This is a genomic window from Streptomyces sp. NBC_00299 (genome assembly GCF_036173045.1).
GTDB classification, from domain to species: domain Bacteria; phylum Actinomycetota; class Actinomycetes; order Streptomycetales; family Streptomycetaceae; genus Streptomyces; species Streptomyces machairae.
Map to the genome: position 1 here is coordinate 6394771 of NZ_CP108039.1, position 26998 is coordinate 6421768.

At 69.9% G+C, this 26998-nt stretch carries 25 protein-coding genes; 15 read left to right on the plus strand and 10 right to left on the minus strand.

Going from position 1 to position 26998, the window contains the following annotated elements; genetic code table 11:
- Positions 1-15: 15 nt before the first annotated feature.
- From OHT51_RS28420 to OHT51_RS28430, 3 genes are read left to right on the plus strand one after another with little or no spacing between them, the layout of a single operon-like run.
- Positions 16-1263 (plus strand): sensor histidine kinase, encoded by a 1248-nt coding sequence (locus OHT51_RS28420; RefSeq protein ID WP_328881748.1) that lies wholly within the window; start codon positions 16-18, stop codon positions 1261-1263.
- Positions 1260-1919, plus strand: a complete 660-nt coding sequence (locus tag OHT51_RS28425) for a response regulator transcription factor (RefSeq protein WP_328881749.1) — start codon at positions 1260-1262, stop codon at positions 1917-1919. Before OHT51_RS28420 ends, OHT51_RS28425 begins: the two co-directional genes overlap by 4 nt.
- Positions 1920-1958: 39 nt before the next feature.
- Positions 1959-3164, plus strand: coding sequence for a sialidase family protein (locus OHT51_RS28430; protein ID WP_328881750.1), 1206 nt, complete (start codon positions 1959-1961; stop codon positions 3162-3164).
- A 149-nt stretch (positions 3165-3313) separates the two neighbouring features.
- On the opposite strand, the gene OHT51_RS28435 is transcribed toward OHT51_RS28430, so the two are convergent.
- The 5 genes from OHT51_RS28435 to OHT51_RS28455 are packed head-to-tail and all read right to left on the minus strand — an operon-like array spanning position 3314 to position 9922.
- A complete protein-coding gene (locus OHT51_RS28435) occupies positions 3314-4249 on the minus strand; it encodes a dihydrodipicolinate synthase family protein (protein ID WP_328884465.1) in 936 nt (311 codons plus the stop codon).
- On the minus strand, positions 4249-5268 hold the full coding sequence (locus OHT51_RS28440) for an ABC transporter ATP-binding protein (protein ID WP_328881751.1): 1020 nt from the start codon (positions 5266-5268) through the stop codon (positions 4249-4251). Before OHT51_RS28440 ends, OHT51_RS28435 begins: the two co-directional genes overlap by 1 nt.
- A 28-nt stretch (positions 5269-5296) precedes the next feature.
- Positions 5297-7327, minus strand: coding sequence for a dipeptide/oligopeptide/nickel ABC transporter permease/ATP-binding protein (locus OHT51_RS28445; RefSeq protein ID WP_328881752.1), 2031 nt, complete (start codon positions 7325-7327; stop codon positions 5297-5299).
- A complete protein-coding gene (locus OHT51_RS28450) occupies positions 7324-8283 on the minus strand; it encodes an ABC transporter permease (protein ID WP_328881753.1) in 960 nt (319 codons plus the stop codon). Before OHT51_RS28450 ends, OHT51_RS28445 begins: the two co-directional genes overlap by 4 nt.
- 10 nt (positions 8284-8293) lie before the next feature.
- Complete coding sequence (locus OHT51_RS28455; protein ID WP_328881754.1) at positions 8294-9922, minus strand: ABC transporter substrate-binding protein; 1629 nt, start codon at positions 9920-9922, stop codon at positions 8294-8296.
- A gap of 239 nt (positions 9923-10161) precedes the next feature.
- Between OHT51_RS28455 and OHT51_RS28460 the strand changes: the two genes are divergently transcribed.
- The 4 genes from OHT51_RS28460 to OHT51_RS28475 all read left to right on the plus strand — a co-directional run bounded on the left by OHT51_RS28460 (position 10162) and on the right by OHT51_RS28475 (position 14425).
- On the plus strand, positions 10162-10905 hold the full coding sequence (locus tag OHT51_RS28460) for a FadR/GntR family transcriptional regulator (protein WP_443052584.1): 744 nt from the start codon (positions 10162-10164) through the stop codon (positions 10903-10905).
- Positions 10906-11003: 98 nt separating this feature from the next.
- The gene (locus tag OHT51_RS28465) at positions 11004-11414 is read left to right on the plus strand and encodes a VOC family protein (RefSeq protein ID WP_328881756.1); all 411 of its coding nucleotides are present in this window, start codon (positions 11004-11006) and stop codon (positions 11412-11414) included.
- Positions 11415-11512: 98 nt separating this feature from the next.
- Positions 11513-13876 carry an excinuclease ABC subunit UvrA gene (locus tag OHT51_RS28470; protein WP_328881757.1) on the plus strand — a complete coding sequence of 788 codons (2364 nt, stop codon included), beginning with the start codon at positions 11513-11515 and terminating at the stop codon, positions 13874-13876.
- A 123-nt stretch (positions 13877-13999) separates the two neighbouring features.
- Positions 14000-14425, plus strand: a complete 426-nt coding sequence (locus tag OHT51_RS28475; RefSeq protein WP_328884466.1) for a helix-turn-helix transcriptional regulator — start codon at positions 14000-14002, stop codon at positions 14423-14425.
- Positions 14426-14487: 62 nt separating this feature from the next.
- On the opposite strand, the gene bla is transcribed toward OHT51_RS28475, so the two are convergent.
- Positions 14488-15369, minus strand: coding sequence for a class A beta-lactamase (bla, locus tag OHT51_RS28480; RefSeq protein ID WP_328881758.1), 882 nt, complete (start codon positions 15367-15369; stop codon positions 14488-14490).
- Between the two features lie 153 nt (positions 15370-15522).
- Here bla and OHT51_RS28485 point away from each other — a divergent pair, with 153 nt between their 5' ends.
- Positions 15523-16683: an abortive phage infection protein gene (locus tag OHT51_RS28485; protein ID WP_328881759.1), complete on the plus strand. Its 1161-nt coding sequence runs from the start codon at positions 15523-15525 to the stop codon at positions 16681-16683.
- 14 nt (positions 16684-16697) lie between these two features.
- Complete coding sequence (locus tag OHT51_RS28490) at positions 16698-17132, plus strand: VOC family protein (protein ID WP_328881760.1); 435 nt, start codon at positions 16698-16700, stop codon at positions 17130-17132.
- Between the two features lies 1 nt (position 17133).
- Here the strand turns inward: OHT51_RS28490 and OHT51_RS28495 are convergent, their stop codons facing one another.
- On the minus strand, positions 17134-18615 hold the full coding sequence (locus OHT51_RS28495; RefSeq protein WP_328881761.1) for an alpha/beta hydrolase: 1482 nt from the start codon (positions 18613-18615) through the stop codon (positions 17134-17136).
- A 108-nt stretch (positions 18616-18723) separates the two neighbouring features.
- Positions 18724-19251 carry a GNAT family N-acetyltransferase gene (locus OHT51_RS28500; RefSeq protein ID WP_328881762.1) on the minus strand — a complete coding sequence of 176 codons (528 nt, stop codon included), beginning with the start codon at positions 19249-19251 and terminating at the stop codon, positions 18724-18726.
- 180 nt (positions 19252-19431) lie between these two features.
- Here OHT51_RS28500 and OHT51_RS28505 point away from each other — a divergent pair, with 180 nt between their 5' ends.
- The 6 genes from OHT51_RS28505 to OHT51_RS28530 all read left to right on the plus strand — a co-directional run bounded on the left by OHT51_RS28505 (position 19432) and on the right by OHT51_RS28530 (position 25997).
- Positions 19432-20223, plus strand: coding sequence for an SCO2525 family SAM-dependent methyltransferase (locus tag OHT51_RS28505; RefSeq protein WP_328881763.1), 792 nt, complete (start codon positions 19432-19434; stop codon positions 20221-20223).
- Positions 20224-20295: 72 nt separating this feature from the next.
- Positions 20296-22146 carry an SCO2524 family protein gene (locus OHT51_RS28510; RefSeq protein ID WP_328881764.1) on the plus strand — a complete coding sequence of 617 codons (1851 nt, stop codon included), beginning with the start codon at positions 20296-20298 and terminating at the stop codon, positions 22144-22146.
- A gap of 4 nt (positions 22147-22150) precedes the next feature.
- A complete protein-coding gene (locus tag OHT51_RS28515; RefSeq protein WP_328881765.1) occupies positions 22151-23068 on the plus strand; it encodes an SCO2523 family variant P-loop protein in 918 nt (305 codons plus the stop codon).
- On the plus strand, positions 23065-24045 hold the full coding sequence (locus OHT51_RS28520; protein WP_328881766.1) for an SCO2522 family protein: 981 nt from the start codon (positions 23065-23067) through the stop codon (positions 24043-24045). The genes OHT51_RS28515 and OHT51_RS28520 overlap by 4 nt, the downstream gene beginning before the upstream one ends.
- 1 nt (position 24046) lies before the next feature.
- Entirely contained in the window at positions 24047-25018 is a 972-nt protein-coding gene (locus OHT51_RS28525; protein ID WP_328881767.1) for an SCO2521 family protein, read from the plus strand.
- A 106-nt stretch (positions 25019-25124) separates the two neighbouring features.
- Entirely contained in the window at positions 25125-25997 is an 873-nt protein-coding gene (locus OHT51_RS28530; protein WP_328881768.1) for a DUF6879 family protein, read from the plus strand.
- Here the strand turns inward: OHT51_RS28530 and OHT51_RS28535 are convergent.
- Entirely contained in the window at positions 25981-26178 is a 198-nt protein-coding gene (locus OHT51_RS28535; protein ID WP_328881769.1) for a DUF397 domain-containing protein, read from the minus strand. The two genes, OHT51_RS28530 and OHT51_RS28535, sit on opposite strands and share 17 nt — an antisense overlap.
- Positions 26160-26993: a helix-turn-helix domain-containing protein gene (locus OHT51_RS28540; RefSeq protein WP_328881770.1), complete on the minus strand. Its 834-nt coding sequence runs from the start codon at positions 26991-26993 to the stop codon at positions 26160-26162. Before OHT51_RS28540 ends, OHT51_RS28535 begins: the two co-directional genes overlap by 19 nt.
- Between the last annotated feature and the right edge of the window lie 5 nt (positions 26994-26998).

Sequence of the window (26998 nt, forward strand, 5' to 3'; positions counted from 1 at the left end):
CCCTCGTCCCGGAAGATGAACTCCGTGCAGCCAACCACGACAGCGGCCCGGTCCCGCATCGGCGAGCGGGTCATGGCGGCGATCAACCGCGACCCCCTCACCGCCCCGCACCGCACACGCAACGACGCGCTGCTGGCCGTGGCCTGGGCCGTTCTCGCCACGGCCATGGCCCTGCTCGGCGACAAGGGGCTGCGCCCCGACGCGCTCGGCTGGACCCTGCTGCTCGCCGCCCACGTGCCCCTGGTCTGGCGGCGCCACCGGCCGCTGCTGGTCCTGCTGGCGGTGATGGTCTGCATCGCCCCGTACCACGCCCTGGAGAACAACCACGCCGCGCCCATCTTCGCGACCATGGTGGTGCTGTACACCATCGCGGCGACCGGCACGGTGCGCCGCACGCTGCTCACCGGCGCCGCCGTCCTCGGCGTGACACTGATCCTCAACGCCCTCACCAACCCCGACGGGACGGTGGAGATCCTGCGGATCTCGGGCTGGGTCTTCGCGTTCCTCTTCTGCGGCATCGACGTCCGCTACTACCGCCAGTACGTCGCCGCCATCGTCGAGCGCGCCGAGCGCGCCGAACGCACCCGCGAGGAAGAGGCCCGCCGCCGGGTCGCCGAGGAACGCCTGCGCATCGCCCGCGACCTGCACGACCTGCTCGCCCACAGCATCACGCTCATCGGCGTGCAGACATCGGTGGCCGCGCACGTCCTGGCGGCCGACCCCGAGCGGCTGAACCGCGAGGCGATCGCCAAGTCGCTCGACGACATCGCCGGGACCTGCCGCACGGCGCGCGGCGAGCTGCGTACGACGCTGGAACTCCTGCGCGAGCAGGGCGCGGTGGGCGAGGCACGCGGCCCGCTGCCCGGGATCGACGGGGTGCCGGACCTGGTGGCGGCGGCGCGGCTGGCCGGTGCGCGGGTGGCGTCGGAGGTGCGGGTCGGGGAGGCGCCGCCCGCCGTCGGGGCGGCCGCGTACCGGATCGTGCAGGAAGCGCTGACGAACGTCGTCCGGCACGCGGGTCCCGAACCCGCCGTACGGGTCGAGCTGTACGAGGAGCAGGGCGCCCTGCGCGTGTCGGTCACCGACGACGGGAGGCGCCCCGCCCCCGGCTCCACCACATCCGTCCCCGGCTACGGCCTCGTCGGCATGCGGGAGCGGGCCCGCAGCGTGGGTGGCACACTCGACGCCGGACCGGGCGACAAGGGGGGATTCCGGGTGAGCGCCGTACTGCCGGTCGGGAGCGACCGGGGAGGAGAGAGATGATCCGCGTCCTGCTCGCGGACGACCAGACGCTCGTACGTGAGGCGTTCGCCATGCTCGTCGAGTCGGCCCCCGACATGGAGGTCGTCGGTCAGGCGGCCACCGGCAGGGAGGCCGCGGAACTGGCCCGTGGCACCCGCGCCGACCTCGTCGTGATGGACATCCGCATGCCCGACCTCGACGGCATCGAGGCGACCCGCCTGATCGCGGCCGACGAGGACCTGGCGGGGGTGCGCGTCCTGGTCCTCACCACCTACGACACCGACGAGAACATCGTGGACGCACTGCGCGCCGGCGCCTCCGGATTCCTGGTCAAGGACACCCGCCCGGCCGAACTCCTCGACGCCATCCGCACGGTGGCCGCGGGGGAGGCGCTCCTGTCGCCGGGGCCGACCGCACGGCTGATCGAGCGGTTCCTGCGCAGCCCTTCCGCGCCCACCGCCGGCGGACCCGATTGCCTGTCCGAACGTGAACGCGAAGTGCTGACGCTGGTCGCCCGCGGGCTCAACAACACGGAAATCGCGGAAGCATTGGGGCTCAGCCCGCTGACGGCGAAGACACACGTCAGCCGCATCATGGGGAAGCTGGGCGCCCGGGACCGGGCGCAGTTGGTCATCGTGGCCTATGAGTCAGGGATGGTGACACCGGGGATCCTGTGACGGACAGGGCAATGTCTGACCCTCCGTCAAAGGAGCTCGATGGCCATCCTGAGGCGCACACTCAGTCGTACGTACCTAGTCACCGCAGTACTCCTGACCACCCCACTGGTCACGGCCGGCAACGCCTCGGCGGGGGAGGCCGGCTGCACGTCCTCCGTCCCCTACGTCTCGGGCGAGGGCGGCTACGACACGTACCGCATCCCGGCGACGGTCACGACCCCGCGTGGCACGGTCCTGGCCTTCGCCGAGGGCCGGCACGACGGGGCGGGCGACACCGGTGACATCGATGTCGTCCTCAGGCGCTCCCTCGACGGCGGCTGCACCTGGGGTCCGCAGGCCGTGGTCGCCTCGGGGGACGGGGACACGCGGGGCAACCCCGCTCCCGTGGTCGACCCGCGCACCGGCGCGGTCGTGCTGGTCACCTCCTACAACAGCGGGGATGTGACGGAGGCGCAGATCATGCGGGGCGAGGTGACGCCGGAGCAGAGCCGGCGGGTGTTCGTGCAGCGGAGCGCGGACGACGGCCGCCATTTCTCCTCCCCGCGGGACATCACGGGCCAGGTGAAGCCGTCGAACTGGCGCTGGTACGCCACGGGGCCCGGTCACGCGATCGCGCTGCGGCACGGTCCGCATGCGGGGCGGCTGGTCGTCCCGTCGAACCACTCGGTTGCGCCGGCGCCGGGGTCCGGGGACACCGGGCAGGAGCCCAAGTACTACGGCGCCCACGCCATCTACAGCGACGACGGCGGGCGTTCCTGGCGGATGGGGTTCGTCGACGACTCGTACGACGGTTTCAGTAACGCGAACGAGTCCACCGCGGCCGAACTTCCCGACGGCAGGCTGTACTTCAACGCCCGGGATCAGCACGGCACGAGTGCGGGGAACCGGCTCGACAGTCACTCCAGCGACGGCGGTGAGACGCTGGACCGGCCGTACACGGTTCAGCCGACGTTGAACGAGGTACCGGTGGTGGAGGGGAGTGTCCTTCAACTCCCTGGTTCCCGTGGTGCGTTGCTCTTCTCCGGTCCCTCCGTGCCCACTGTGCGCCAATCGATGGCTGTGTGGCGGAGTGCGGATGGCGGGGCGACCTTCACGAAGGCGCTGACGCTGTCTCAGCAGCGGGCGGGGTATTCGGATCTGGTGCCGTTGGGGCGGCGGGTGGTCGGGATTCTGTATGAGACGGGGGTGGAGGGGGCTTACGAGACGGTCGAGTTCCGTAGGTTGCCGACGGCGGGGCTGGAGTAGGTTCTCGCCCCCGCTCCTCACACGCCGGAGGGGCTGGTTTTTCAGCCCGTCCGGCGTTAGAGGACGAGGCCGTTCAGGGCCGAAGCGGGGTTCTGGGGCGGCAGCCCCCAGGGACGGGAAGGGTAGGGGCGGCGGGGGCGAGAACCGCCCTACAGCAACCCCGCCCCCGCCAAGAACTTCCCCACCCGCTCAACCTCCTCCGGCGACAACGCAACCTGCGGCTCCGCCGTCGACGCGCAGTCGATGACCCCCCGCAGATGCAGCGCCGCCTTGAACGCCCCCAACGCCGACGACGAACCCCCCATCCGCCCGGGATCCCCGACGGTCACCATCCCGAACAGCCCGCACAACCGCTCCTGCTCGGCCCGGGCCAACTCCCAGTCCCCGGCCCGGCACAGCTCGAAGAGGCGGACGTACCCCCGCGGGTCGACGTTCGCGAGCCCCGGCACCACCCCGTCCGCCCCCACGGCCAGCGCGGCGTCGGCGATGAGCTCGGAGCCGGTCAGGACGCTGAAGCCGGTGATGTCGGACCGGGTGCGGGCGCCGATGACGACCTCGCGGAAGGCGGCGAGGTCGCCGCTGGAGTCCTTCAGGCCGGCCAGGGCACCCTCGGCGGCCAGGTCCAGGATGACGTCGCCGGGGAGTTTGACGTGGACGGCGGCCGGGAGGTCGTACGCCACCACGGGGACGGGGCACGCGGCGGCGATCAGACGGTAGTGGCGGGCGATCTCGGCGGGGTGGGTCCGGGCGTAGAAGGGCGCCGTGGCGACCACCGCGTCCGCACCCGCCCGCGTGACCTCGCGTACGTGGTCCAGAACCCGAGGCGTGGTCATGTCGATCACTCCGGCCAGCACCGGGAGCCGGCCCTCGACATGCCCGGCCACCGTCTCCACCACGACCCGCCGCTGCGCGTCCGTCAGATACGCCGCCTCCGACGTCGAGCCGAGCACGAACAGGCCGTGCACCCCGGCCTCCATGAGGTGGTCGACCAGCCTGAGCAGGGACGGGACGTCCACCTCGCGGTCCGGTGTCAGGGGTGTGCAGACGGGCGGGATGACACCGGTGAGCGGGGTGGGGATCATGATCAAGGCTCCCTGGAACTGTGGCTCTGTCGTACGAGGTCGCGCGTGGCCTCGCCCTCCTCCACCGGATGGTGGCACCTGTAACGGTGCTCGGGCGTTGACGCGGCCGAGAAGTCCGGCATCGCCTCGGCGCACACCTCGTCCGCCTTCCAGCATCGCGTGCGGAAGGGACACCCGCTCGGCGGACGCGTCGCGGAGGGGACCGGACCGACCAGCGGGATCGGGTCGATGGGGTCGAGCAGGCCCGGGGTCGCCGAGAAGAGGGCGCGAGTGTACGGGTGCCGGGAGCCGTCGGTGACGCCGGTCGCCCGGGCCTCCTCGACGATCCGGCCCAGGTACATCGTGATCACGCGGTCGCTCATCCGGCGTACCGTCTGGATGTCGTGCGAGACGAAGACCAGGGCGAGGCCCAGGCGTTCCTTCAGGTCGAGGAGGAGGTTCAGGATCTGCGCCCGCACCGACACGTCCAGCGCGCTCGTCGGCTCGTCCGCCACCACGAGGTCGGGGTCCAGGGCCAGGGCGCGGGCGATGGCCACGCGTTGGCGCTGGCCGCCGGAGAGCTGGCCGGGAAGGGCGTCCGTCAGGGCGCGCGGGAGGCCGACCAGGGACATCAGCTCCCTGACCCGGTCCTCGCGTTCGCTCCTCGTGCCCCGGTCGTGCACGTCCAGCGGGTCCCGCAGGATCTGCCGGACCGTCAGGCGCCTGTTCAGTGCCGTCGACGGGTCCTGGAAGATCATCCCGGTGCCGGCGCCCACCGCCGTCCTGCGTTCGGCCGGTGACATCGTCCACAGGTCGCGTCCCCGCAGGGACACCGTGCCCGACGTCGGGCGCTGCACCCCCACCAGCACCTTCGCCAGCGTCGACTTGCCGCACCCCGACTCGCCGACCACGCCCACCGTCTCGCCGGGCGCGATGACGAGATCGGCGCCGGTCAGGGCGTACACCTTGTCCCGGGTGAACAGCCCGCCGCTGCGCGCCTTGTGCACGACGTGCGCGTCCGAGAGCTCCACCAGCGCGGTCACTTGGGCTGCCTCGCGATGCTCGCGCCGGTCATTCCAGCTGACCTGCCTTTCTGCTGGGGGTCCGGGGGTTATCCCCCGGGAGAATGCAGCCCGAGCGGTCTGTCGGCGCCAGCACGATCGCCGGGTGATGGCAGGCCGCCGTATGAGTCGGTGTTCCCACCAGGTCGGGCGGTGTCGTCCGGCACACCTCGCTCGCCAGCGGACAGCGGTCCGCGAACCGGCAGCCCGCCGGGAAGTCGGCGGGGGAGGGGACGACGCCCTTGATCTGCGTCATCCGCTCCTGCGCCGACTCCAGCGACAGCACGCTGCCGAGCAGGCCCCGCGTGTAGTGGTGCGCCGGCGCCTCCACCAGGTCGGCGGTCACGCCGGTCTCGACGATCTGGCCGCCGTACATCACGACCACCCGGTCGGTGACGTCCGCGATCAGTGCGAGGTCGTGCGAGACGAGGATCAGGGCGAAGCCCAGTTCCTCCCGCAGCCTCAGCAGCAGCTCTATGATCTGCGCCTGCACGGTGACGTCCAGCGCGGTCGTCGGCTCGTCGGCGACGATCAGTTTGGGGTCGCGGGACAGGGCCATGGCGATCAGGACGCGCTGGCGCTGACCGCCGGAGAGTTCGTGCGGGTAGCTGCGCAGGGTGCGGTCGGCGTCGAGGCCGACCAGCCCCAGGAGTTCGTGGGGGCTGCGGTGGCCTCCGCGGCGTACGACCTGCTTGAGCTGGGAGCGGATCGTCATCGCCGGGTTCAGGGACGACAGGGCGTCCTGGTAGATCATCGCCATCTCGTGGCCCAGCAGCTTGCGGCGCACCCGCATCGGCTCGCCCACCAACTGCCGCTGGTTGAACCGGACATGGCCGCGCACCCGGGCGCCCTTCGGCTCCAGGCCCATCACCGCGAGAGCGGTGAGCGACTTGCCGCAGCCCGACTCGCCGACCAGCCCCAGCACCTCACCCGGCTGCACCTCGAAGCTGATGCCGTCGACGATGTCCACGCCGTCGTGCCGGCCCTCGAACCCGATCGCCAGGTGCTCCACCGCGAGCACCGGCAGCTGCCCCTGGGGCAACGGCCGCGCCCGTGCCCGCAGCCGCGCCGCGGCCTCCGTCAGCCCCGGCAGCTGCAGCACCTCACCGCTGCCCGGCTCCGGCGCTTCGAGGCGGTCGTCGTGTTTCCGTACGTCGACCTCGCGCGCCGAGGGCGCCGCCCACGCGTCCGAGACGCCCTCGGAGAGGATGTTCAGGCAGAGCACCGTCACCAGCATCAGCAGGCCGGGGAAGACGGTCGCCCACCAGCCGCCGGTGAGAACCATGTTCTTGCCGTCCGCGATGACACTGCCCCAGGAGGGGTCGGGGGGACGGACGCCGGCGCCGATGAAGGACAGCGACGCCTCGAAGACGATCGCCTCGGCCACCTGGACCGTGCAGAACACCAGCACCGGGGCGGCGCAGTTGATCGCCACGTGCTTGATGACGATGTGCGGGGTGCGGGCGCCGATCACCCGTTCCGCCGTCACATAGTCCTCGCCGTACTGGTCGAGGACGTTCGCCCGCACGACTCGGGCCACCGGCGGCGTGAACAGGAACGCGATCGCGCAGATCAGGACGGTGATCCCGCCGCCGAAGACGGCGACGAGCACGGCGGCCAGCGCGATGCCCGGGAACGCCATCACCACGTCCAGGCAGCGCATCAGCGTCTCGTCGACCGCCTTGCGTGAGGTCGCCGCGATCGCGCCGATCAGGGCGCCGACGACGAGCGCGAGCCCGGTCGCGCCGAGCCCGATCGCAAGGGACCAGCGGGCGCCGTACATCAGCCGGCTGAGGATGTCCCGGCCGAGGCTGTCCTGGCCCATCCAGTGCTCGGCGGACGGATGTCCGGTGCCGTCGATCGGCGGCTGCTGGTCGAGCGGGTCGTGCGGGGCGAGGACCGGGGCGAGCAGGGCGGTCAGGACCACGACCGCCAGGAAGCAGACGGCGACCTTCGACAGCAACGGCAGCCGGCGCCAGCCGCGCAGCCGGATGCCGGGCCGGGACAGCGCCTCGGCGAGACGCTTGCGGTTGAACGTCATGTCGCCTCCCGCAGGCGCGGGTTGACCAGCAGGTACAGGATGTCGATGACGAGGTTGACGACCACGAAGCCGGTCGCCGTGGTCAGGACGACTCCCTGGACGACCGCCGGGTCACCGTTCTTCACCGCGTCGATCATCAGCTTCCCCATGCCGGGCAGGGAGAAGATCGTCTCGATGACGACCGCGCCGCCCAGCAGGTAGCCGACGCGCAGACCGAGGACCGTCAGCGGGTTGATGAGCGCGTTGCGCAGGACGTTGCGCCCGACGACCACCCGCGGCGGCAGCCCGCTGCCGATCGCCGTGCGGACGTAGTCCTTGTCGAGTTCCTCCACCACCGACGTCCGCACGATCCGCGTCAGCTGCGCCGCCACCGGCAGTGAGAGGGCGAGAGCGGGGAGGGTCATGGTCTTGAGCCATCCCGTGAAGGAGTCCGCCGGGTTGATGTAGCCGCCGGTCGGGAACCAGCCGAGGTCGACGGCCAGGTACTGGATCATCAGCAGCGCCAGCCAGAAGCCGGGGGCGGCGACGCCGGTGAGGGAGACGACCCGGATGATCTGGTCGGGGAGCCGGTCGCGGTAGATGGCGGCCGTCACGCCGCCGGCCAGGGACAGGACGACCGCGATGCCGAGGCCCAGGAAGGTGAGCTGGAGGGTCAGCGGCAGCGCGGTCATGACCTGGTCGACGACCGGCGCCCGGGTCAGGGCGCTGATGCCCATGTCGCCGTGGAGCAGGTCGCCGATGAAGGCGACGTAGCGGACGGGGAGGGGGTCCAGCAGGCCGTTCTCCTCGCGGAAGTCGTGCAGTTGCCGGTCGGTGGGGTTCGCGCCCTGGAAGAACGCGGACGCCGGGTCGACGTCCGAGAACCGCATGACCAGGAACACGAACAGCACGATGCCCAGCATCAGCGGCACGAGCAGCACGACGCGGCGGGCCAGGATCCTTACGACGGTGATCACAGAGGGGCTCCTAGGCCCACTTGGCCTGGAGGAGGTTGATGCCGGGGTACGGCTGTGCCCTTATCCCGGTGAGCTGCTGGGGGTTCCATGCCGTCATCAGCTCGTTGTGGACGACCGGGTAGAGCACGGCCTGCTCGGCGACGACGTCGATGTAGTCCTGCACGATCGTCTTCTTCTTCTCGGCGTCCGGCTCCCGGGTCGCCCGGTCCATGTCCTTGAAGAGCGCCTTGGCGATCGAGTTGTCGGCCCACCGCGTGTACTGCATCCAGAGGTTCTCGGGGCCGTAGTTGTAGTGCATGATCAGGTCGGCGTCGAGGCCGAACTGGTTGGGGTTCGAGGCCGCGGCGACCACCTGGTAGTCCTGCTTCTGGTCCATCTTGGTGAAGACGGCCGTCGTCTCCTGCGGGGAGAGGGTGGTCTTGACGCCGATCGCGTCCCAGGACGCCTTGACGGTCGGCAGACAGTCGACGATCCAGCTCACGTTGACGGCCAGGATCTCGATCTTCAGCCCGCTGACCCCGGCCTCCTTCAGCAGCGCCTTCGCCTTGTCGGGGTCGTAGTCGTAGACGCTCTTCGCGCGCCGGTAGCTGGGGTTGGCCTCGTTGAGGAAGGACGACGCCGGTTTCCCGTGCCCCTTGAGGGCGACCTCGATCATCTTCTCGGTGTCGATGGCGTAGTGCAGCGCCTGGCGGACGCGTACGTCGTCGAAGGGCTTGTGCTTGGTGTTGAACATCAGGAAGAGGTTGTTCATCCCGGCGCCGCCCGCCACTGTCAGCCCGCCGCCCTCCAACTGCCCGATGTTGGCGTACGGGATGTTGTCGGCGATCTGCGCACCCGCACTGGCACCCGAGATCCTGGCCACGCGCGGCGCCGCGTCCACGATCGTCAGCCAGTTCATCTTCTTGAAGGCCGCCTTGCGCGGGCCGTTGTAGTCGGCGAACGCCTCGAAGGTGGTGTTGGACTTCGGGTGGTGCGCGGTCTGCCGGTACGGCCCCGAGCCGATCGCCTTGCCCGCGATGGCGTCCTCCCAGCCGCCCGGCTGGGAGAAGACGTGCTTCGGCATGATCTTGGCCAGGGTGAGCCGCGAAATCCCGTCCGGGAAGGGGAACTTGAGGACGAGCTCGACGTTCTGCGCGTCGATCTTGCGGACTTCCTTCAGCCAGCTCGCGAAGAAGCCCTTGGCGAGGGTCTGGGTCTTCGGGTCGAGGATCCGGTCGAAGACGAAGACGACGTCGTCAGCCGTGACCGGCTTGCCGTCGTGGAACTTCGCGCCCGCCCGCACGGTGAACTTCCAGGTCGTGGCGTTGGGGTCGGCCGGCACCTGGGTCGCGAGCGCGGCGTACGGCTCCCGCGAGATCGGGTCGGTGTCCAGCAGCCCCTCGTAGATGTGGTTGTTGGCGGCCATGCAGAAGGCGGACGCGGTCTGGGTCGGGTCCCAGCTGCCGTCGTTGCCGTAGCCGATGACCGCCGTCAGCGTGCGGTTCCGGCCACCGCCCCCGCCGGTCTCGTTCGTGGACTGGGGCCCCGACGAACAGGCCGACAGCGACGCGGAGACGGCGGCGGCCGCGCCCAGCGCGCCGGTGTACTTCAGGAACGACCGGCGGTGCAGCGCCGGCACGTCGTGGGTCACGTCGCGCACGGGTCCTCCAGCGGTGGGGTGGTGTGCTCCGGCGATGGATGGTGTGAGGAGATACGACGTCCTACGTCCTGACGGTCAGCGCGACCATAGGTGGGGTGATGGGGGCGGTCAAGGGATCTCACACGAATGGCGCATCTGCCACAGGTCGGACCAATGGCGCTGTGAAATGGCGCGAGTTGACCCCCCGTCAGGGGCCGTTCGGGCAGACATGGGACGTGGGACGTCCGGGTGCGCGTACGATGCGCCGCATGCCCGGGCAGCCCAGGAACAGCCGTACGTCCGAGGAGTCCAGGAACAGCCGGATCCAGCGGCAGGTCATGCAGCTGATCATCGACCGCAGGCTCCAGGCGGGCGCGCTGCTGCCCACGGAGGCGGAGCTGATGGAGGACCTCTGCGTCAGCCGCAACTCCGTCCGTGAGGCGCTCAAGGCGCTCCAGGCCCTCGACATCGTGGAGATCCGGCACGGCTACGGGACGTATGTCGGCCAGGCCTCGCTCACTCCGCTGATCGACGGGCTGACGTTCCGGACGCTCGCCCGGCACGACCACGACGACTCGGCGGCGCTGGCCGAGATCCTTCAGGTGCGGGAGGTGCTGGAGGAGGGGCTGATCCGGCGGGTCGCGGCGACGGTGACGGACGCCGAGTTGGATCGGCTGGATGCGGTCGTTGGGCGGATGGAGGCGGCCGGGCGGGCGGGGCGGGCCTTTCCCGACCTCGACCGCGAATTCCATGAGCTGCTGTACGCGTCTCTCGGCAATGACCTCGTGCCGCAGTTGCTTGCCGCGTTCTGGACGGTCTTCCGGCGGGTGTCCGGCGCCCGGGGCAGGCCCGACGATCCCTCACCCGACCTCACGGCCGGCCGGCACCGGGACATCGTGACGGCGCTGCGGGCCCGTGATGTGGAGGGGGCGCAGCGGGCGATGGCGGTGCATTTCCGGGGGATCGCGGCGCGGGCGGGACAGGAGTCGCGGGAGGCCGGCTGAAACGCCGGACGGGCTGGATTGCCGGGCTCGATGAAAATCATCCTGCCCGGTCAGGAATCGAGAAGCGTTCGCAACCGTGCGCGGCTAGCGTGACCGCCATGGACATCAGCATTCACGCCAGTTTTCTCCCGCACGACGACCCCGAGGCCTCCCTCGCCTTCTACCGGGACGCGCTCGGCTTCGAGGTCCGTACCGACGTCGGTCAGGACAAGATGCGCTGGATCACGGTCGGTCCCGCGGGCCAGCCCGGTACGTCCATCCTCCTCGCACCCCCCACCGCCGACCCCGGGATCACCGAGGACGAGCGCCGCGTGATCGCCGAGATGATGGCCAAGGGCACCTACGCCTGGATCCTGCTGGCCACCGCGAACGTCGACGACACGTTCGAGAAGGTGCAGGCCAGCGGCGCAGAGGTCGTCCAGGAGCCGACCGACCAGCCGTACGGCATCCGCGACTGCGCGTTCCGCGACCCGGCGGGCAACCTGATCCGTATCCAGGAGCGGGGCTGAGGCCCGGCCCGCCCGGCCCGCCCCCACCCCCTGCCCTTGCCCCTGCCTCCCGCCCTTGCCGGCAGCGTTCCCGACCGAGTTGCAGATGGAGACCTCAGATGACCGAGCCGCACGTTGCCGACAGCCACGACCTGATCCGCGTGCACGGAGCGCGCGAGAACAACCTCAAGGACGTCAGCATCGAGATCCCGAAGCGCCGCCTGACGGTGTTCACCGGCGTCTCCGGCTCCGGCAAGAGCTCGCTGGTGTTCGACACGATCGCCGCCGAGTCGCAGCGGCTGATCAACGAGACCTACAGCGCGTTCCTCCAGGGCTTCATGCCCAACAACGCGAGGCCCGAGGTCGACGTCCTCGACGGGCTGACCACAGCGATCACCGTCGACCAGCAGCGCATGGGCTCCGACCCCCGATCCACCGTCGGCACCGCCACCGACGCCAACGCGATGCTGCGCATCCTCTTCAGCCGGCTCGGCAAACCGCACATCGGCCCGCCCGCCGCGTACTCCTTCAACGTCGCCTCGGTCTCCGCAAGCGGCGGGTTCACCATCGACCGGGGTGCCGACAAGACGAAGACCGAGAAGGTCAGCTTCAGCCGCACCGGCGGCATGTGCACGCACTGCGAGGGCCGGGGCAAGGTCTCCGACATCGACCTCACGCAGCTGTTCGACGACTCGAAGTCGCTCTCCGAGGACCCCTTCACCATCCCCACCTACACCGGGGACGGCTGGGTCGTCCGGGTCATCGCCGAGTCGGGATTCTTCGACAAGGAGAAGCCGATCCGGAAGTACACCAAGAAGGAGCGGCACGACTTCCTCTACCGCGAGCCGACCAAGGTCAAGATCAACGGGGTCAACCTCACCTACGAAGGGCTGATCCCGAAGCTCCAGAAGACCTTCCTGTCCAAGGACCGCGAGTCGATGCAGCCGCACATCCGGGCCTTCGTGGACCGGGCGGTCACCTTCGCCCGCTGCCCCGACTGCGACGGCACCCGGCTCAGCGAGCTGGCCCGCTCCTCGAAGATCGGCAAGATCAACATCGCCGACGCCTGCGCCATGGAGATCCGTGACCTGGCCGAATGGGCCCGCGGGCTCAAGGAGCCGTCGGTTGCGCCGCTGCTCGCCAAGCTCCGCCACACCCTGGACTCCTTCGTGGAGATCGGCCTCGGCTACCTCTCGCTCGACCGCGCCTCCGGCACCCTCTCCGGCGGCGAGGCGCAGCGCACCAAGATGATCCGCCACCTCGGCTCCTCGCTCACCGACGTCACGTACGTCTTCGACGAGCCCACCATCGGCCTGCACCCGCACGACATCCAGCGCATGAACAACCTGCTCCTGCGGCTGCGGGACAAGGGCAACACCGTGCTCGTCGTCGAGCACAAGCCGGAGACGATCGCCATCGCCGACCACGTCGTCGACCTCGGCCCCGGCGCCGGCACGGCAGGCGGCACCGTGTGCTTCGAGGGCACGCTGGAGGGGCTGCGCAAGAGCGACACCGTCACCGGGCGGCACCTCGACGACCGGGCCACCCTGAAGGACACGGTCCGCAAGGCCACCGGCACGCTCGCGATCCGCGGCGCCGGCGCGAACAACCTCCAGGACGTCGACGTCGACATCCCGCTCGGCGTGCTGACCGTCGTCACCGGCGTCGCCGGCTCCGGCAAGAGCTCGCTCGTGCACGGCTCGATCCCCTCCGACGAGGGCGTGGTGTCGGTCGACCAGACCCCGATCCGCGGCTCCAGGCGCAGCAACCCGGCGACGTACACCGGCCTGGCGGACCCGATCCGCAAGGCCTTCGCCAAGGCCAACGGTGTGAAGCCGGCCCTGTTCAGCGCCAACTCCGAGGGCGCCTGTCCCACCTGCAACGGCGCCGGTGTCATCTACACCGATCTGGCGATCATGCAGAGCGTCGCCACCACCTGCGAGGACTGCGAGGGCAAGCGGTTCGACGCGTCGGTACTGGAGTACCACCTCGGCGGCCGGGACATCAGCGAGGTGCTCGCGATGTCGGTGACCGAGGCCGAGGAGTTCTTCCGCGCCGGCGAGGCGCGGATCCCCGCCGCGCACAAGATCGTCGAGCGGATGGCGGACGTCGGCCTCGGCTACCTCACCCTCGGCCAGCCGCTGACCACGCTGTCCGGCGGTGAGCGCCAGCGGCTGAAGCTGGCCACGCACATGGGGGACAAGGGCGGCGTCTACGTCCTCGACGAGCCGACCACCGGCCTCCACCTCGCCGACGTCCAGCAGCTGCTCGGCCTGCTCGACCGGCTCGTCGACTCCGGCAAGTCGGTCATCGTCATCGAGCACCACCAGGCCGTCATGGCCCACGCCGACTGGATCATCGACCTCGGCCCCGGCGCCGGTCACGACGGTGGCCGGATCGTCTTCGAGGGCACCCCCGCCGACCTCGTCGCCGACGGCTCGACCCTCACGGGCGAGCACCTCGCGGCCTACGTCGGCGGCTGACCCGCGATGTGCTTCTGGACGGGCCGGGACCTGGCCCGCGAGAATGCGGGTGTGCGATCCAACTCGACGTCCGAGGAACAGCGACTGCGGAACCTCGCGCTGCTGCGCCGGGTCCGCGACCGGATGGACCGGGAGTACGCCCAGCCGCTGGACGTCGAGGCGCTCGCGCGCGGCGTGCACATGTCGGCCGGGCACCTCAGCCGCGAGTTCAAGCTCGCCTATGGCGAGTCCCCGTACGGCTACCTGATGACGCGGCGGATCGAGCGCGCGATGGCGTTGCTGCGCCGCGGCGACCTCAGTGTCACCGAGGTGTGCTTCGCGGTCGGCTGTTCGTCGCTGGGCACCTTCAGCACGCGTTTCACGGAGCTGGTCGGCATGACGCCCAGCGCCTACCGGCGGCAGGCGGTGGACGAGACGGCGGGGATTCCGTCGTGCGTGGCGAAACAGGTGACCAGGCCGCTGCGGAACCGGGAAGTGCCGTTCAGCCGGGCGGCGGCGGTCGCCGGTAAGGCACCGGTCGGCAGCTCGGCGCAGCCGCAGGCGTCCTGACGGGCCGGGGGTGCCGCACCGGTGCGGCACCCCCGGCCCGTCACACGGACCAGCGCGGCGACTCAGGTGAGCGCCTCCGCCAGCAGCCTGGCCGTCTCCGCCACCAGGGCGTCGTCCCACGCGGCGTCCTGGGCGGGCTTCGTGGACAGGACGGCGAGGACGAGCGGGGTGCCGTCGGGGGTCCAGGCCAGGCCGACGTTGTTGGTGGTGCCGTAGGAACCCGACCCCGTCTTGTCCGCGATCGTCCAGGTCGGGGGCAGACCCGCGCGGAAGCGTTTGCCGCTGGTCGTGTTGCTCAGCAGCCAGTGCGTGAGGAGCTCGCGGTCGGCGCGGTTCAGGGCGTCGTCGCCGAGGACCAGGCGGGCGTAGGTCCGGCCGATCGCGCGGGGGCTCGTGGTGTCCGTGACCCGCCACGGCTCGGCCGAGTTCAGCTCCGGCTCCCAGCGGTCGAGGCGCGTCACCGGATCGCCGAGGGAGCGGGCGAAGCGGGTGACGGCGGTGGGGCCGCCGAGTTCGCGTAGGAGAAGGTTGGCGGCGCCATTGTCGCTGTAGGTGATGGCGACCTCGCACAGTTCGGCGACCGTCATGCCTGTGGCGAGGTTCTCCCTGGTCTTGTCGGAGCCCTCCTTCGGCAGGTCGGCCTCCGTGTAGTGGATGCGGTGGCGCAGGAACTCGCCGTCGCGGTCGAGGTCGCGCACGACGGCCGCGGACGACAGGGTCTTGAACACCGAGCACATCGGGAAGAGCTCGTCGGCGCGGTACCGGACGGTGCGCCTGGTGGCGAGGTTGTGCCCGAACACGCCCAGGCGGGCGCCGTGTTGCCGCTCCAGCGCGCGCAGGCGGCCGGTCACCTCGGTGCCGCCGGTGGCGTGTGCGGGGGTGCTCGCGAGCAGGGCGCCCGCGGTGGCGGCGGTGCCGGCCGTGAGGAGGGTGCGTCGGGTCATCGGGGAGTGGGCGGAGACTCGGATCGTGCTCTCCTTCGCTCGTGGGTCGTCGACGATCTCTTCATTGACCGACGCCGCCCGTCATCCCTTGGTTGCGACGCCGTAGACCATCGGCCGACGGCGCGCCCGGCCCGTGCTCGCCACAGTGGCCGTATGGAGAACACCAAGGGGATCAGCAGGGCACGGTTTCTGGCCGGTGCGGCGGCCGTCGGGCTGGCGGGGGCGGTACTGCCCGCCGGGCGGGCAGCGGCGACCGGGCGAGGGCACGAGCGCCGCGGACTGAAGCACCGGGGCGTCGTCTACACCGTCGGCGCCGGCGAGGCACCCGGCACTGCGTGGAGCGCCGCCCGGATGCGCAGGGACGTCCGGGTGATCCGCGACGACCTGCACGCCGACACCATCGACGTGACCGGCGACGGCGTCGAGCGCCTCACCGCCACGGCCGCCGAGGCCGCCGAACGCGGGCTGCACGTCTGGCTCCAGCCGACCCTCGGCGATGTGCCGGAGCGGGAGATCCTGGACAGCATCGCCGAGTGCGGCCGGTTCGCGGAGCGGCTGCGCCGGCAGGGCGCGAGCGTCGACTTCAGCGTGGGCTGCGAGTTCTGGCTGTTCGTGCCGGGGATCATCCCCGGCGCGACGGTCCTGGAGCGCGTCGACAACCTCCAGAAGGGCAACGTCGACATGGCGAAGATGCAGCGCCGCCTGGCCCGCTTCACCGCGAAGGCCGCCGCCGTCGGCCGCTCCGTCTTCCACGGCCGGCTCAGCTACGCCGCCGCCCAGGACGAGGACTTCGAACCAGTCGACTGGAACCTCTTCGACGTCGTCGGCATCGACTACTACTCGTACTTCCGCCAACCGGCCGACTACGTCCGCGAGCTGCGCCGCTACCTGCGCTGGGGCAAGCCCCTGGCCATCACCGAGTTCGGCACGTGCGCGTACGTCGGGGCGCCCGAGGCGGGCGGCATGGGCTGGGACATCGTCGACTACACGAAGGAGCCCAACGAGATCAAGGGCGACCCGGTGCGCAGCGAGCGCACCCAGGCCGCCTACCTGGTCGATCTGCTGGAGGTCTTCGAGTCGATGGGCCTGTACGCGGCGATGGCCTTCGAGTTCGTCACCGCGGACGCCCCGCACCGCCCCGACAACCCGCGCTACGACCTCGACCTGGCGAGCTACGGCATCACCAAGGCCATCAAGGACCGCCCCGACGACCCCTCCTCCAACTGGCACTGGGAACCGAAGGAGGCGTTCCACGCGGTGGCCCGGCAGTACGGCCGACGGGCGGGGAGCGGTCGCCGGGGTGACCATGGCTGAGGAGGTGCGCGTGTATGGATTGGACCCTTGAGCTGATCGGTGTGCCGGTCACGGACCTGGACCGGGCCAAGAGTTTCTACAAGGACCAGTGCGGTTTCAACGTCGACATCGACGCGCCGTTCTTCGACGGCGCACGCTTCATCCAGCTCACCCCGCCCGGATCCCGCTGCTCCATCGTGCTGGAGGCCGGAATGCCGGACGCCCCGGGCCAGTCCCGGATGGCGCCCGGCTCGCTCCGGGGCCTTCAGCTCTGTGTCACGGACATCGAGGCGGCAAGGGCGGAGCTGGTGGAGCGCGGGATCGACGTGACGCCGGTGATGCATGTGGGCGCGTCCGGCTGGGCGGAGGGCCGGGGCGAGGTGAAATGGACCTCGTTCCTGTTCTTCCAGGACCCCGACGGCAACGGCTGGGCGGTCCAGGAGGCCCCGGCCCCCCTCGCCGAACGCTGACCTACTTGCAGTACATGTCCCGGGCCGGACGCTCGCCCGTCACCAGGTAGCGGGAGACGGCGGCGTCACCGCACGCGGTGCCGTTGTTCAGGTACGCGTCATGGCCGGTGGAGTCGTTGACCACCATGACGGCCCGCCGGCCGTAGGCCTCCCGCAGCTTCAGGGCGCCGCTCAGCGGCGTGGCCACGTCCCGTTCGTTCTGGAGCATCAGGACGTTGGACGGCCCGCGGTCCGTCACCCGCAGCGGTGCCTCCCTCGGCTGCCACGGCCACGCGGTGCACGGCAGGGCGTTGCGCGGCATGCCCGCGGTGAGCGGGTACTTCGCCCGGCTCTCGGCCACGCCCTTCTCGTACACGGCCGGCGACTCGGGCCACGCGGCGTCGTTGCAGATCGTCCCGGCGCCGACCGCCATGTAGTTCTGCAGCGCCGTCTGCGGCGGGCTCGGCGGCGCCGGCGGCAGCGTGCCCTTCTCGGCGGCCGGCATCAGCTTCGCCAGGACCGGGTAGTCGTCGGGGTCGTAGAGGCTGTTCAGCATGGTCGCCCGCAGCACGTTGCCGCTCAGCTCCGCCGGGTCGGCGCCCGGCCAGGGCATCGGCTCGCGGTCCAGGCGGGCGGCGAGGGCGAGGAAGCGCGAGCGCACCTTGGCCGGGGTGGTGGCGACACGGTCCGGGTTGCCGGGCCGGGAGGCCCACTTGGCGAACTCGGGGAAGTTGTCCTCGACGCCCACCTCGAACGCCCGGAGCCAGGCGCGCTCCGCCGCCACGGGGTCGGGGTTGTCGCTGCTGTCCAGCACGATCCGGTCGGTGCGCTGCGGGAACAGCTCGGTGTAGGCGGCGCCGATGTAGGTGCCGTAGGAGACGCCCCAGGCGGACAGCTTGCGCTCGCCGAGGGCGGCCCGGATGCTGTCGACGTCCCGGGCGTTGTTGAGCGTGCTGATGTGCTTGATCAGCTCGCCGCCGTTGCGGGCGCAGGCGTCTCCCAGGCGCCGGGCCATCGCCAGGTTCTCGGTGACGGAGCCGTCGGGGGCGGGCCAGGGCAGCCGCCTGTCCACGGTCAGGTCGACGTCGTCGACGTCACAACTGACCGGGGTGGACGGCGCGTTGCCGCGCGGCGCGAACCCGATCAGGTCGTAGGCGTCCCGCACCTCCTGCGGCATCAGCTTCCCCTTGTCCGAGGGGTGGCCCAGGCTGTCCCCGCCGGGCCCGCCGGGGATCATCAGCAGCGCGCCCCGGCGGGCGGCCGGGTTCTCGCTCCGGATACGGGAGACGGCGATGTCGATCTTCGGGCCGCCGGGGTCGGAGTAGTCCATCGGGACGGCGAGGGTCGCGCACTGCTGGCGCGGATCGAGCCCCTCGCCCTCGCACTTGGTCCACTTCAGCGACGCGGGCGAGCCGGCGGCGGACGCGGTCAGAGGGGTGACGAGCCCGAAGACGACTCCGGAGGCGGCGGCGATCAGGGCGGCACTCTTCGCGATCTGCTTCATGCACAGCAGCTTGACGGACCTTCACGCAGCGTGACATCCGGGCAACTCCCGTATCCTTCCTGGGGATTACCTCCCGTATCTCCCCTGGGGATTACCCCCATACGACCACTAGGCCAGCCCCAGCACCATGATGAGCCGGTCCTCCCCGGGCCCCAGATAGTCCCTGCGCACCCCGCCCTCGGCCGCGAACCCCAGGGTCCGGTACAGCATGATCGCCGCCGCGTTCGCCGGCTCCACGGTCAGCCGCACCTCGTGCACCCGCTCCCGGCGCAACTGCCGCAGCACCTCCAGCATCAGCCGTTTGCCCAGCCCCCGGCCGCGCTGGTCGGCGCTGACGGCCAGGCTCAGGACCCAGCACACATAGCCGTCGGAGGTGGTGACGAAGAGGACGTAGCCGTGCAGGCAGTCCCCGTCGTCGAGGACGAGGATGCGGTCGCCGTGGACGTCGAAGTGCTGGCGCAGTACGAAGTAGGGGTACGGCTCCTCGGGGAACACCTCCCGGTCCACCCGCAGGAGCTCGGGCAGGTCCGCCTCGGTGACTCCTCGCGTCGTCAGTGGCCGATCGCTGCTGCCGGCGAAGAGCGCCTGGTCGGAGCGGCGGCCCAGAGCAGGGAAACGTTCCTCCGGCATGGCCATCGACTGCCCCCTATGTGATGGATTGGAGTCACTCATGCGGGTGAGCACCCGTTGCCTGCCGTTTCAGGCGCTCGGTTCGAGATCCGCCCATCTTGAGCAGGGCAATCCCGTGGTTCAAGAGTGCGAGATGCTTATGCCTCGACGCGCTCCCAGTGCGCCTTCCTTTGGTACCGTGAGTGAATGACCCAGAGATCGTCGGGGGACGTCCAGTTGAAGAACAAAGATGTGCGCTGGGCGGCGTTCGACCCGATCGCCTACGTTGATCACAACTACCGCGACTTACAGGCAGAGGACGCGGAGATCCTGCACATGATCCGGGATCATTTCGGCGATCATTTCCGGAAGCAGGGCTTCGGCCCGGTTTCCGGTATCGACGTAGGCGCCGGCGCCAATCTCTATCCCGCACTCGCCATGATGCCGTGGTGCGAGGAGATCACCCTCTTCGAACGCTCGCCGTCCAACGTCCGGTACCTCTCCCGCCAGGCCGAGTCCTACGACCGGAACTGGGACCAGTTCTGGGAGACCCTGTGCGAGCACGAGGCGTACAACTCCCTTGGCGCGGACCCGCGTGAGAGATTCCGCAAGGTCGTCTCCGTGGAGCAGGGCGACCTCTTCGACCTGGCGCGGTACGAGCGCCGGTGGTCCATGGGGACCATGTTCTTCGTCGCCGAGTCGATGACCACGTCCCACCAGGAGTTCTCGCTCGGCGTCGAGCGTTTCATGCGGGCCCTCGCCCCCGGCGCCCCCTTCGCGGCCGCCTTCATGGAGCATTCCAGGGGCTATCACGCCGGTGAGCATTTCTTCCCGGCCTGTGACGTGGGAGAATCCGAGGTGCGCGCGAGCCTTGAGGCATTCGCGGGCGACTTCAAGGTTCAGCGACTCGAATCCGCGGCCGAGGTGCGCCCCGGATATTCGGGAATGATCGTCGCCTACGGCTGGCGAAATTCGGACGCGCTCATTCCGATCGGCTGATCGGTGGAGCTTCACAACAGCACAGAGATATTCCTCTAGTGATGGCAGTGCGGTCTGTGTGAGGGGCAGGGAATGCAGATCAAGCCACGCCAGCATCTGCTGGACATCTGGCAGGCGGTAGCCCGCCACTCTTTCGACGGGGGAGAGTGGGAGTGGGGCGAGTGGGGCAACGAGAGCAGCGTGGCCGACGCCGAGCGGCTCCTCTGCCTGTTGTACCCGGCCACCGAGATCCCCGCCTTCCGGCTGGACGACCCGGACACCACACAGGAGGACGTCCAGCAGGTCCTGAAGCGGGCCGGCGGACGGCTGGAGGTCCCGGCCAACCTCGTCACCGCCATGGCCGACTTCATGCGGGCGCACACCGGCGAGGACAAGAGGCCGACCTTCGCCGGGGGTTACTACTTCGGGTCCGCCGACAAGGCCAGGGAAGTCACCGAGGAACAACGCCAACTCGGCGTCGTCGACTCGTTCTCCATGTCGATCACCCTGTGCCTCGCCACACTGGGCTTCCTCAAGATCTACGAGACCAGGACCCGGCGCAGTGACGTCAAGGAGACCATCGCCGAGCTGCGCCTGGCCACCAGCAACCGGCTCACCGCCGCCATGGTGAGCCTGCTGCGCTCCTTCACCGTCAACGTCTTCGACGTCGACGCCTCCCAGGGCCGTACGCTCTGTGAACTCCTCGGCCAGGGACGGCTGTCGCAGCGGCAGGTGCTCAGCAAGTTCCAGAACCGTTTCCGTTCGCTGCGCGCGGCGATCAACGAGAGCGTGTTCCTCGGCATCGACGTCCAGGAAGGCCTCAAGGACGAGAACCAGCTCTTCGAGTGCGGCTGGGCGTGGAGCATGGTCAAGGACGCTCCCGAGGTCGAGACCGACGAACCCATCGGACCGCAGCCCGAGGGCGTCGCCAACGCGGTGCCGTACCTGTACTTCACCGTGGTCGCCCTCGACGGCATCCAGGACCTGTTCTCCGACCGCACCCTCACCCTCGGCCTGCTCAACACCGAGCAGCAGAAGCTCGCCGAGGCGCTGCGGCTGCGGTGGGAGCTGACCCAGCAGTACTGGTCCCGCATCGCCCGCTTCGACGACGACCGCTGGCCCCTGGAGGACATTCCCTGGCGTACGACGGGACAGAAGCTGGAGTCCGAGTACTTCTCCCTGTCCGTCGCCGCCATCCTCGTGCACGACCTGATGCGGCGCCGGGCCACCGACGACGACCTGACCCGTACCGTCGGCATCATGGAGCGCCTCGCCGAGCGCGGCCGTATCACCAGCCGGATGACGCGCGACGACCCCATGGTCGAGGAGCTGCACAACCTGGGCGTCGCCCTGCCGTTGCAGGGCAGCGAGCGGCTCGGGCCGCCCATGACCTGGTCGATGACCGACTTCTCGGCACAGCTGCTGAAGCGGACCGTCCAGCTGTGCACGCTGTCGCGCAGCCTCGCCTCGCACGACCGGCTGCTCAGGCTGGCCGAGGACATCTTCGACCACATGTGGTCGCGCCGCATCCGCGACGGCGAAGGCGTCGGCCTCTGGGACAACGTCCACGCCGCGTATCCCCAGGCGGAGATCCAGAAGCGGCGCGTGCCGGTGTCGTGGAGCATCACCGAGCGGGTCACCGAGGTGATGGTCCAGGCCCACGACATGTACCGGCAGCCCCCGATCCGCAGCCTCGAACTGACCGAGCTGGCAAGGGCGTTGCTCAGTGAGTCCGCCCACCTGCTCGGCAACGAACAGATGGAACCGGCGCCCACGGACTCCGGCCGGCACGGAATGGAACTGCGGAACATCGAGGTCAAGTTGCGCCGAGCCCGCAGCCTCGTGGACGAACAGCCGGGTACGGCCTACGCGTTGACGCTCGACGTGCTGGGACAGCTCGACTCGCTCGCCCGGGCCCGCGAAGCCGCGGACCGGGGAGTGTGACACGGTGCTGATCTTCGCCGCCTCCGACAAAGGAGGCACCGGGCGCTCCGTCACGAGCGCCAACCTCGCCTATCACCGGGCGATGGCCGGGGACGACGTCTGCTATCTGGACTTCGACTTCGGCTCGCCGACCGCGGCGGCCGTCTTCGACGTGGGCGACGCCCGCCAGGCCACCGAGGACCGCGGACTGCACGCCTACCTGATAGGGGAGGTCAGCGAACCGGCCCGGATCGACGTCTGGGCCGAGACCGAGCACCAGGTGCTGCGCTTCCCGCCGCCCGGCTGCGGCCGGCTGGTCCTGATGCCCGGCGATGTCAGCGGCGGCGAGTTCGCGACCAGCGACGACAATCTGCGCCGCTGCGTCGACCTGCTGATGAACCTGTACTACGAGTTCGACCTGGTCGTCGTCGACCTCAGCGCCGGCCGCTCCTACGCCGTCGACATGGTCCTCGAGGCCACCGCACAGCCCGAGATGAGCGAGGTCACGGCCCGCTGGCTGGTCTTCCACCGCTGGACCCGCCAGCATGTCGAGGCCGCCGCGAGCCTCGTCTTCGGCAAGCGCGGCATCGTCGCGGGCGGCGCCGACCGGGGCCACAACGAGGAGACGCTCCGCAACGCGATCCGCTTCGTACGGGCGGCCGTACCCGACCCCGAATCGCCGCTGTGGTCGCAGGTCTCGCCCACGCAGTCGGCGTGGATGCGCAAGACCGACGGCGACCTCAAGCAGCTCGCCTCCACGCACGGCATCGGCTACAGCCAGGTCCTCGGCTCGGTGCCGCTCGAACCGGTTCTGCAATGGCGTGAGCAGCTCATCACCGACGAGGACGTGCTCGACAGCCAGATCGCCAACCAGGAGACCTGGCAGGCACTGAGCCGGCTCGCCGGCCGTCTGACCGACGACAAGTACTGGGAGCAGGCGTGAGCGAAGCCGTGTTCCAGGAGACCACCGCCGAGCTGCGCACCCAGTCCGTGCCGCTGTCCCACCTCTCCCTGGAGCTGGGCCACCTCTACATGGAGGACTTCGAGGCGGGCCCCAAGCGGCTGGGCGAGCACTTCGCGGAGGTACGGGTGTGGGCGGACGCGGTGCGCGCCTCGGCCGCCCGCCGCAGCAAGCGGCCCCGCATCAGCACCTGCTTCCTGATCGACGACTACTTCACCCGCTTCTCCACCCCGGCCGAGCTGATCCCGATGGTGCTGAAGGAGGCCGAGAGGGCCGGCCTCGTCATCGACTACCTCGCCCGCGAGTCGGCCTGCGCGGTCGCCGACCGGATCGAGCTCGCCGAGTCCGTCATGCACCGCCTCGTCGAGTCGCCGCCACCCGGCAGCTACGGCTCCCGCCCGCCGGTCAGCCAGACCGGCTGGCTCGCCAACGGCCAGCGCACCCCCTCGACGTCCCGCAGCGCCCTGGGCGCGGTCAAGGGCTGGGAGCCGCCCCAGGAGACCGCCGCCCGCAACCACTCCGTCTTCATGGACGTCGAGCTGTGGTCCGAGAAGGACGGCAAGCGGCTGTGGTCCTGCCCTTTCCTGGCCGCCGTGTGGCAACTGGCCCGGCTGGGGCTCTTACGGCACCTCGGTGAGCCCGTGCTGGAGGCCAAGGACTGGCAGGGCGAGGACTTCCCGCACGACTGGGACCGGCTGCCGCCGCTGGTCAAGCTCACCGACACCAAGGCGGCCTTCAGCGCCTACCGCACCTGCACCCTCATGCCGAACCGCTTCCTCGCCGTCGAGGACGCCGTGCGGCTCATCCTCGACCAGACGGACGTCGACGCGGGCGCGCTCCAGCAGGTCGCCAAGCGGTCCGCCGACGAGGGGATGGCGGTCCCGGCGGCGGTCGCACAGCGTGCCACGTACGTCTTCTACGAGGAGCCCGGCGACTCCTCCCGGCCCGAGGAGACCTGAGATGACGGCGGCCACCGGACAACCGGCGCGTTCGGTCCTCGCCTGCGGTGAGGTGCGCACCTGTCTGCTGCCGTCGTTCCAGGCGCTCGACGCCCGGGCCGCCGCCCAGCTGCTCAGGCTGCGCGCCGACGTCCACGTCCGGGTCTCGGAACGGCCCAGCATGTACGTCCTGTCGCCCGAGGTCCTGACCGGCGTGGACTGCCGGCTGCCCGCCGCCAACGGCAGCAAGGTCCGGGGCGTCGGTACGGTGGCCGCCCGCGCGGCGCTGACCGAGGGCCGGCTGCTCCAGTCGACCGCGTACTTCAGCCTCCCGGCCGCCGGCCCCGACATACGGCGCCCCTGGGGGCAGTACCTCGTACGACCCGGCCTGGTCGAGCCGTTCGGCAAGCTGCCCCAACAGGCCACAGCGGAAGGCGTGTTGCGGGGCGCAGGGCGTGGCGAACTCGACCTCGGGATGATCTCCGAGGGCCTGCTCGCCCAGCTCCGCCGCCACGCGCTGCTGGACCGCCGGGTGCCCTTCAAGTCCAGCCCGACGCGGCTGCGTTGGGTCGCGCGGCGGATCCCGGCCGGTGAGCGGGCTTCCCTGGCGAACTTCACCGTCGCCGAGGGCGGGCTGCGGACCGTGGAGCTACTGCTTCCGGAGGACGTCCCGGCCTCCGCCGCGGCCGGTCTGTGCGAGGATCTCGCCCTGCACGACTGGCTTTTGACGACCGTTCAGCACATGCTGGACAACAACCGGATCGGCGCCATAGACGGACCCTCGGTGGTCGAGGCGCTGCATCCGGTCGTGGTTCATCTGCTGCATCTGTGGATGCCGCGCGCACACGTGGACCCCGCGCTGGGTCACCTGTGGGACGTGCTCGAAGAGAAACCGGGATTCTCCCGTCAGTGGGAGAACCTGAGCCGGCGCATCAGAGATCGACTGGCCCTCCAGGCCGTGGCGGTGCCCCACCAGGCGCTCAGCACGCGCTGAGGGGCGGTACCGGAACCAGATACCCGACGGGGGAAGAGCAATGGGCGGAGCGTCATCGTTAGGAGCAGGTGGCAACGGGCAAGTGGTACCGCGCCAGGAACCGCGCATGCCCAAGATGTTCTGGCGGATCCTGATCACCGCCGGGGCGGCGGGCGGGGCCTTCCTGCTGACCAGCATCCTCAGTGAGGACGACGGGAACATCTGGCAGTGGGTGGCGTCCATCGTCATCGGCAGCGCGGCCCTGATCGTGCAGTACCTGATCGACTTCGGGGAGCGGTTCGAGAAGGTCGACCGGCGCTTCAACGAGATCCTCGCCGCGACGACGCTGTTCAGCCAGGTCGACGGTTCGGTGCTGCGCTCCGACGAGGTGACCCGCCTGGTCCTCGGCTACACCAAGGTCCGTGAGCAGGGCGGCGACATCATGCAGGCCTTCGCCGAGAAGGAACTGGGCCGGCTCGCCAAGATGATGGAAGGTCTCGGCAGCGGCAGCGCGGACTGCCCCGGCGAGAACCACGAGTGGCTGATCGACATCACCGACTGCGTCAAGATGACCCTCGACGCCACCAGCACGTCGGTGGACCGGGAGTTCTGGCGCAGCGGGCCCGCCGAGCGGTATCTCACGGCGCAGGAGAAGGCGATCAAGAGGCGGGGCGTGGAGATCCGGCGCCTGTTCATCGTGCGGACCGAGGACGAGGTCACGCCGGAACTCAGAGCACTGTGCGACAACCATCGCAGGCGGGGTATCGATGCGCGCATCGCGGTGCGGTCGCTGATGGAGTCCAACCCCAGGGTGAGCGACTTCATCGTCTTCGACGGCGAACTCTGCCACGAGACCAAGCCGGACCAGGAGAACAACCCGGACAGCACGTTGCTGAACGCCGAGCCGGACCATATCGAGGACCACGTCACCCAGTTCACCGAGCTGTGGGCTGAGGCGGAGCGTCAGCAGACGACGCCGCGGGTCACCGCAGAGACGTGAGGAACCCACGCCAGGCGTGGGCGGGGATGAGGAGTACGGGGCTGTCCGAGGCGAGTTTGGTGTCTCGGACGGGGACGACGCCGGTGACTCCGTCGGCGACCTCGACACAGGCCTCTCCGCCGTTGCCTCCGCTGTAGCTGCTCTTGCGCCAGCGAGCGTTCGTCAGGTCGTACTCGCGCATCGTCTGAAGTCCTCCGCCGCCGACTCGACCAGGGCGAGGGACGCCTCCGGCGACAACGCGGCAGCCCTCATCAGATCGTATGACGCCCGCGCCCGCTTCACCACAGCTGGTTCGTCCAGCAGGCTGCCCGAAAGCACGCCTTCTGTATAGACAGTTGGCGGGGCGTCCTCGAACTCCATGAGCCACATCATCTTCCCCATGTCCGGGTGTGCTCCTGCCGCGAACGGCAGTACCTGCAACACCACCTTGCGCTCCCGCATCAGCCTCGCGATGTGGTCCAGCTGGTGAGCCATGACGGTTGGGCCACCGACCGGAACGCGCAGGACGGTCTCGTGGAGAACGGCCCAATACACGGGCCGTGTAGCGTCCTTGAGGAGCTGGGTCCGCACCATGCGCCCGCTGATCAGCTCCTCGATGTACTCATCGGCAGCCAGCGGCTTGTTGGCGAGGAACATCGCCCGTGCGTACTCGCGCGTCTGAAGAAGACCCGGAACCACCGCCGGTGCGAACTCGCAGATCTCTGTCGCCAGCCGCTCCAACTCCGCCGCATGCGCGAAGTACTCCGTATACGGCTGCTCCTTGATGAGCTTTCGCCAAAGGCGCTCGAAAATACCGTCGGTTTGCAGGGCCTCGTCAATCCGCTGCGCGACATCCCGCTGAGGCTTCCGAATGGCCTGTTCGAATTGGCCGATGTATCCGCCGGAGACAAATACCCGAGCCCCTAACTCCACCTGGGTGAGCCCGGCGTCCTCCCTTCGCCGTTTCAACTCCGCACCGAAGAACTCCCAGGCCGCCTGCCTCGAACCATTGGCCATGGCCA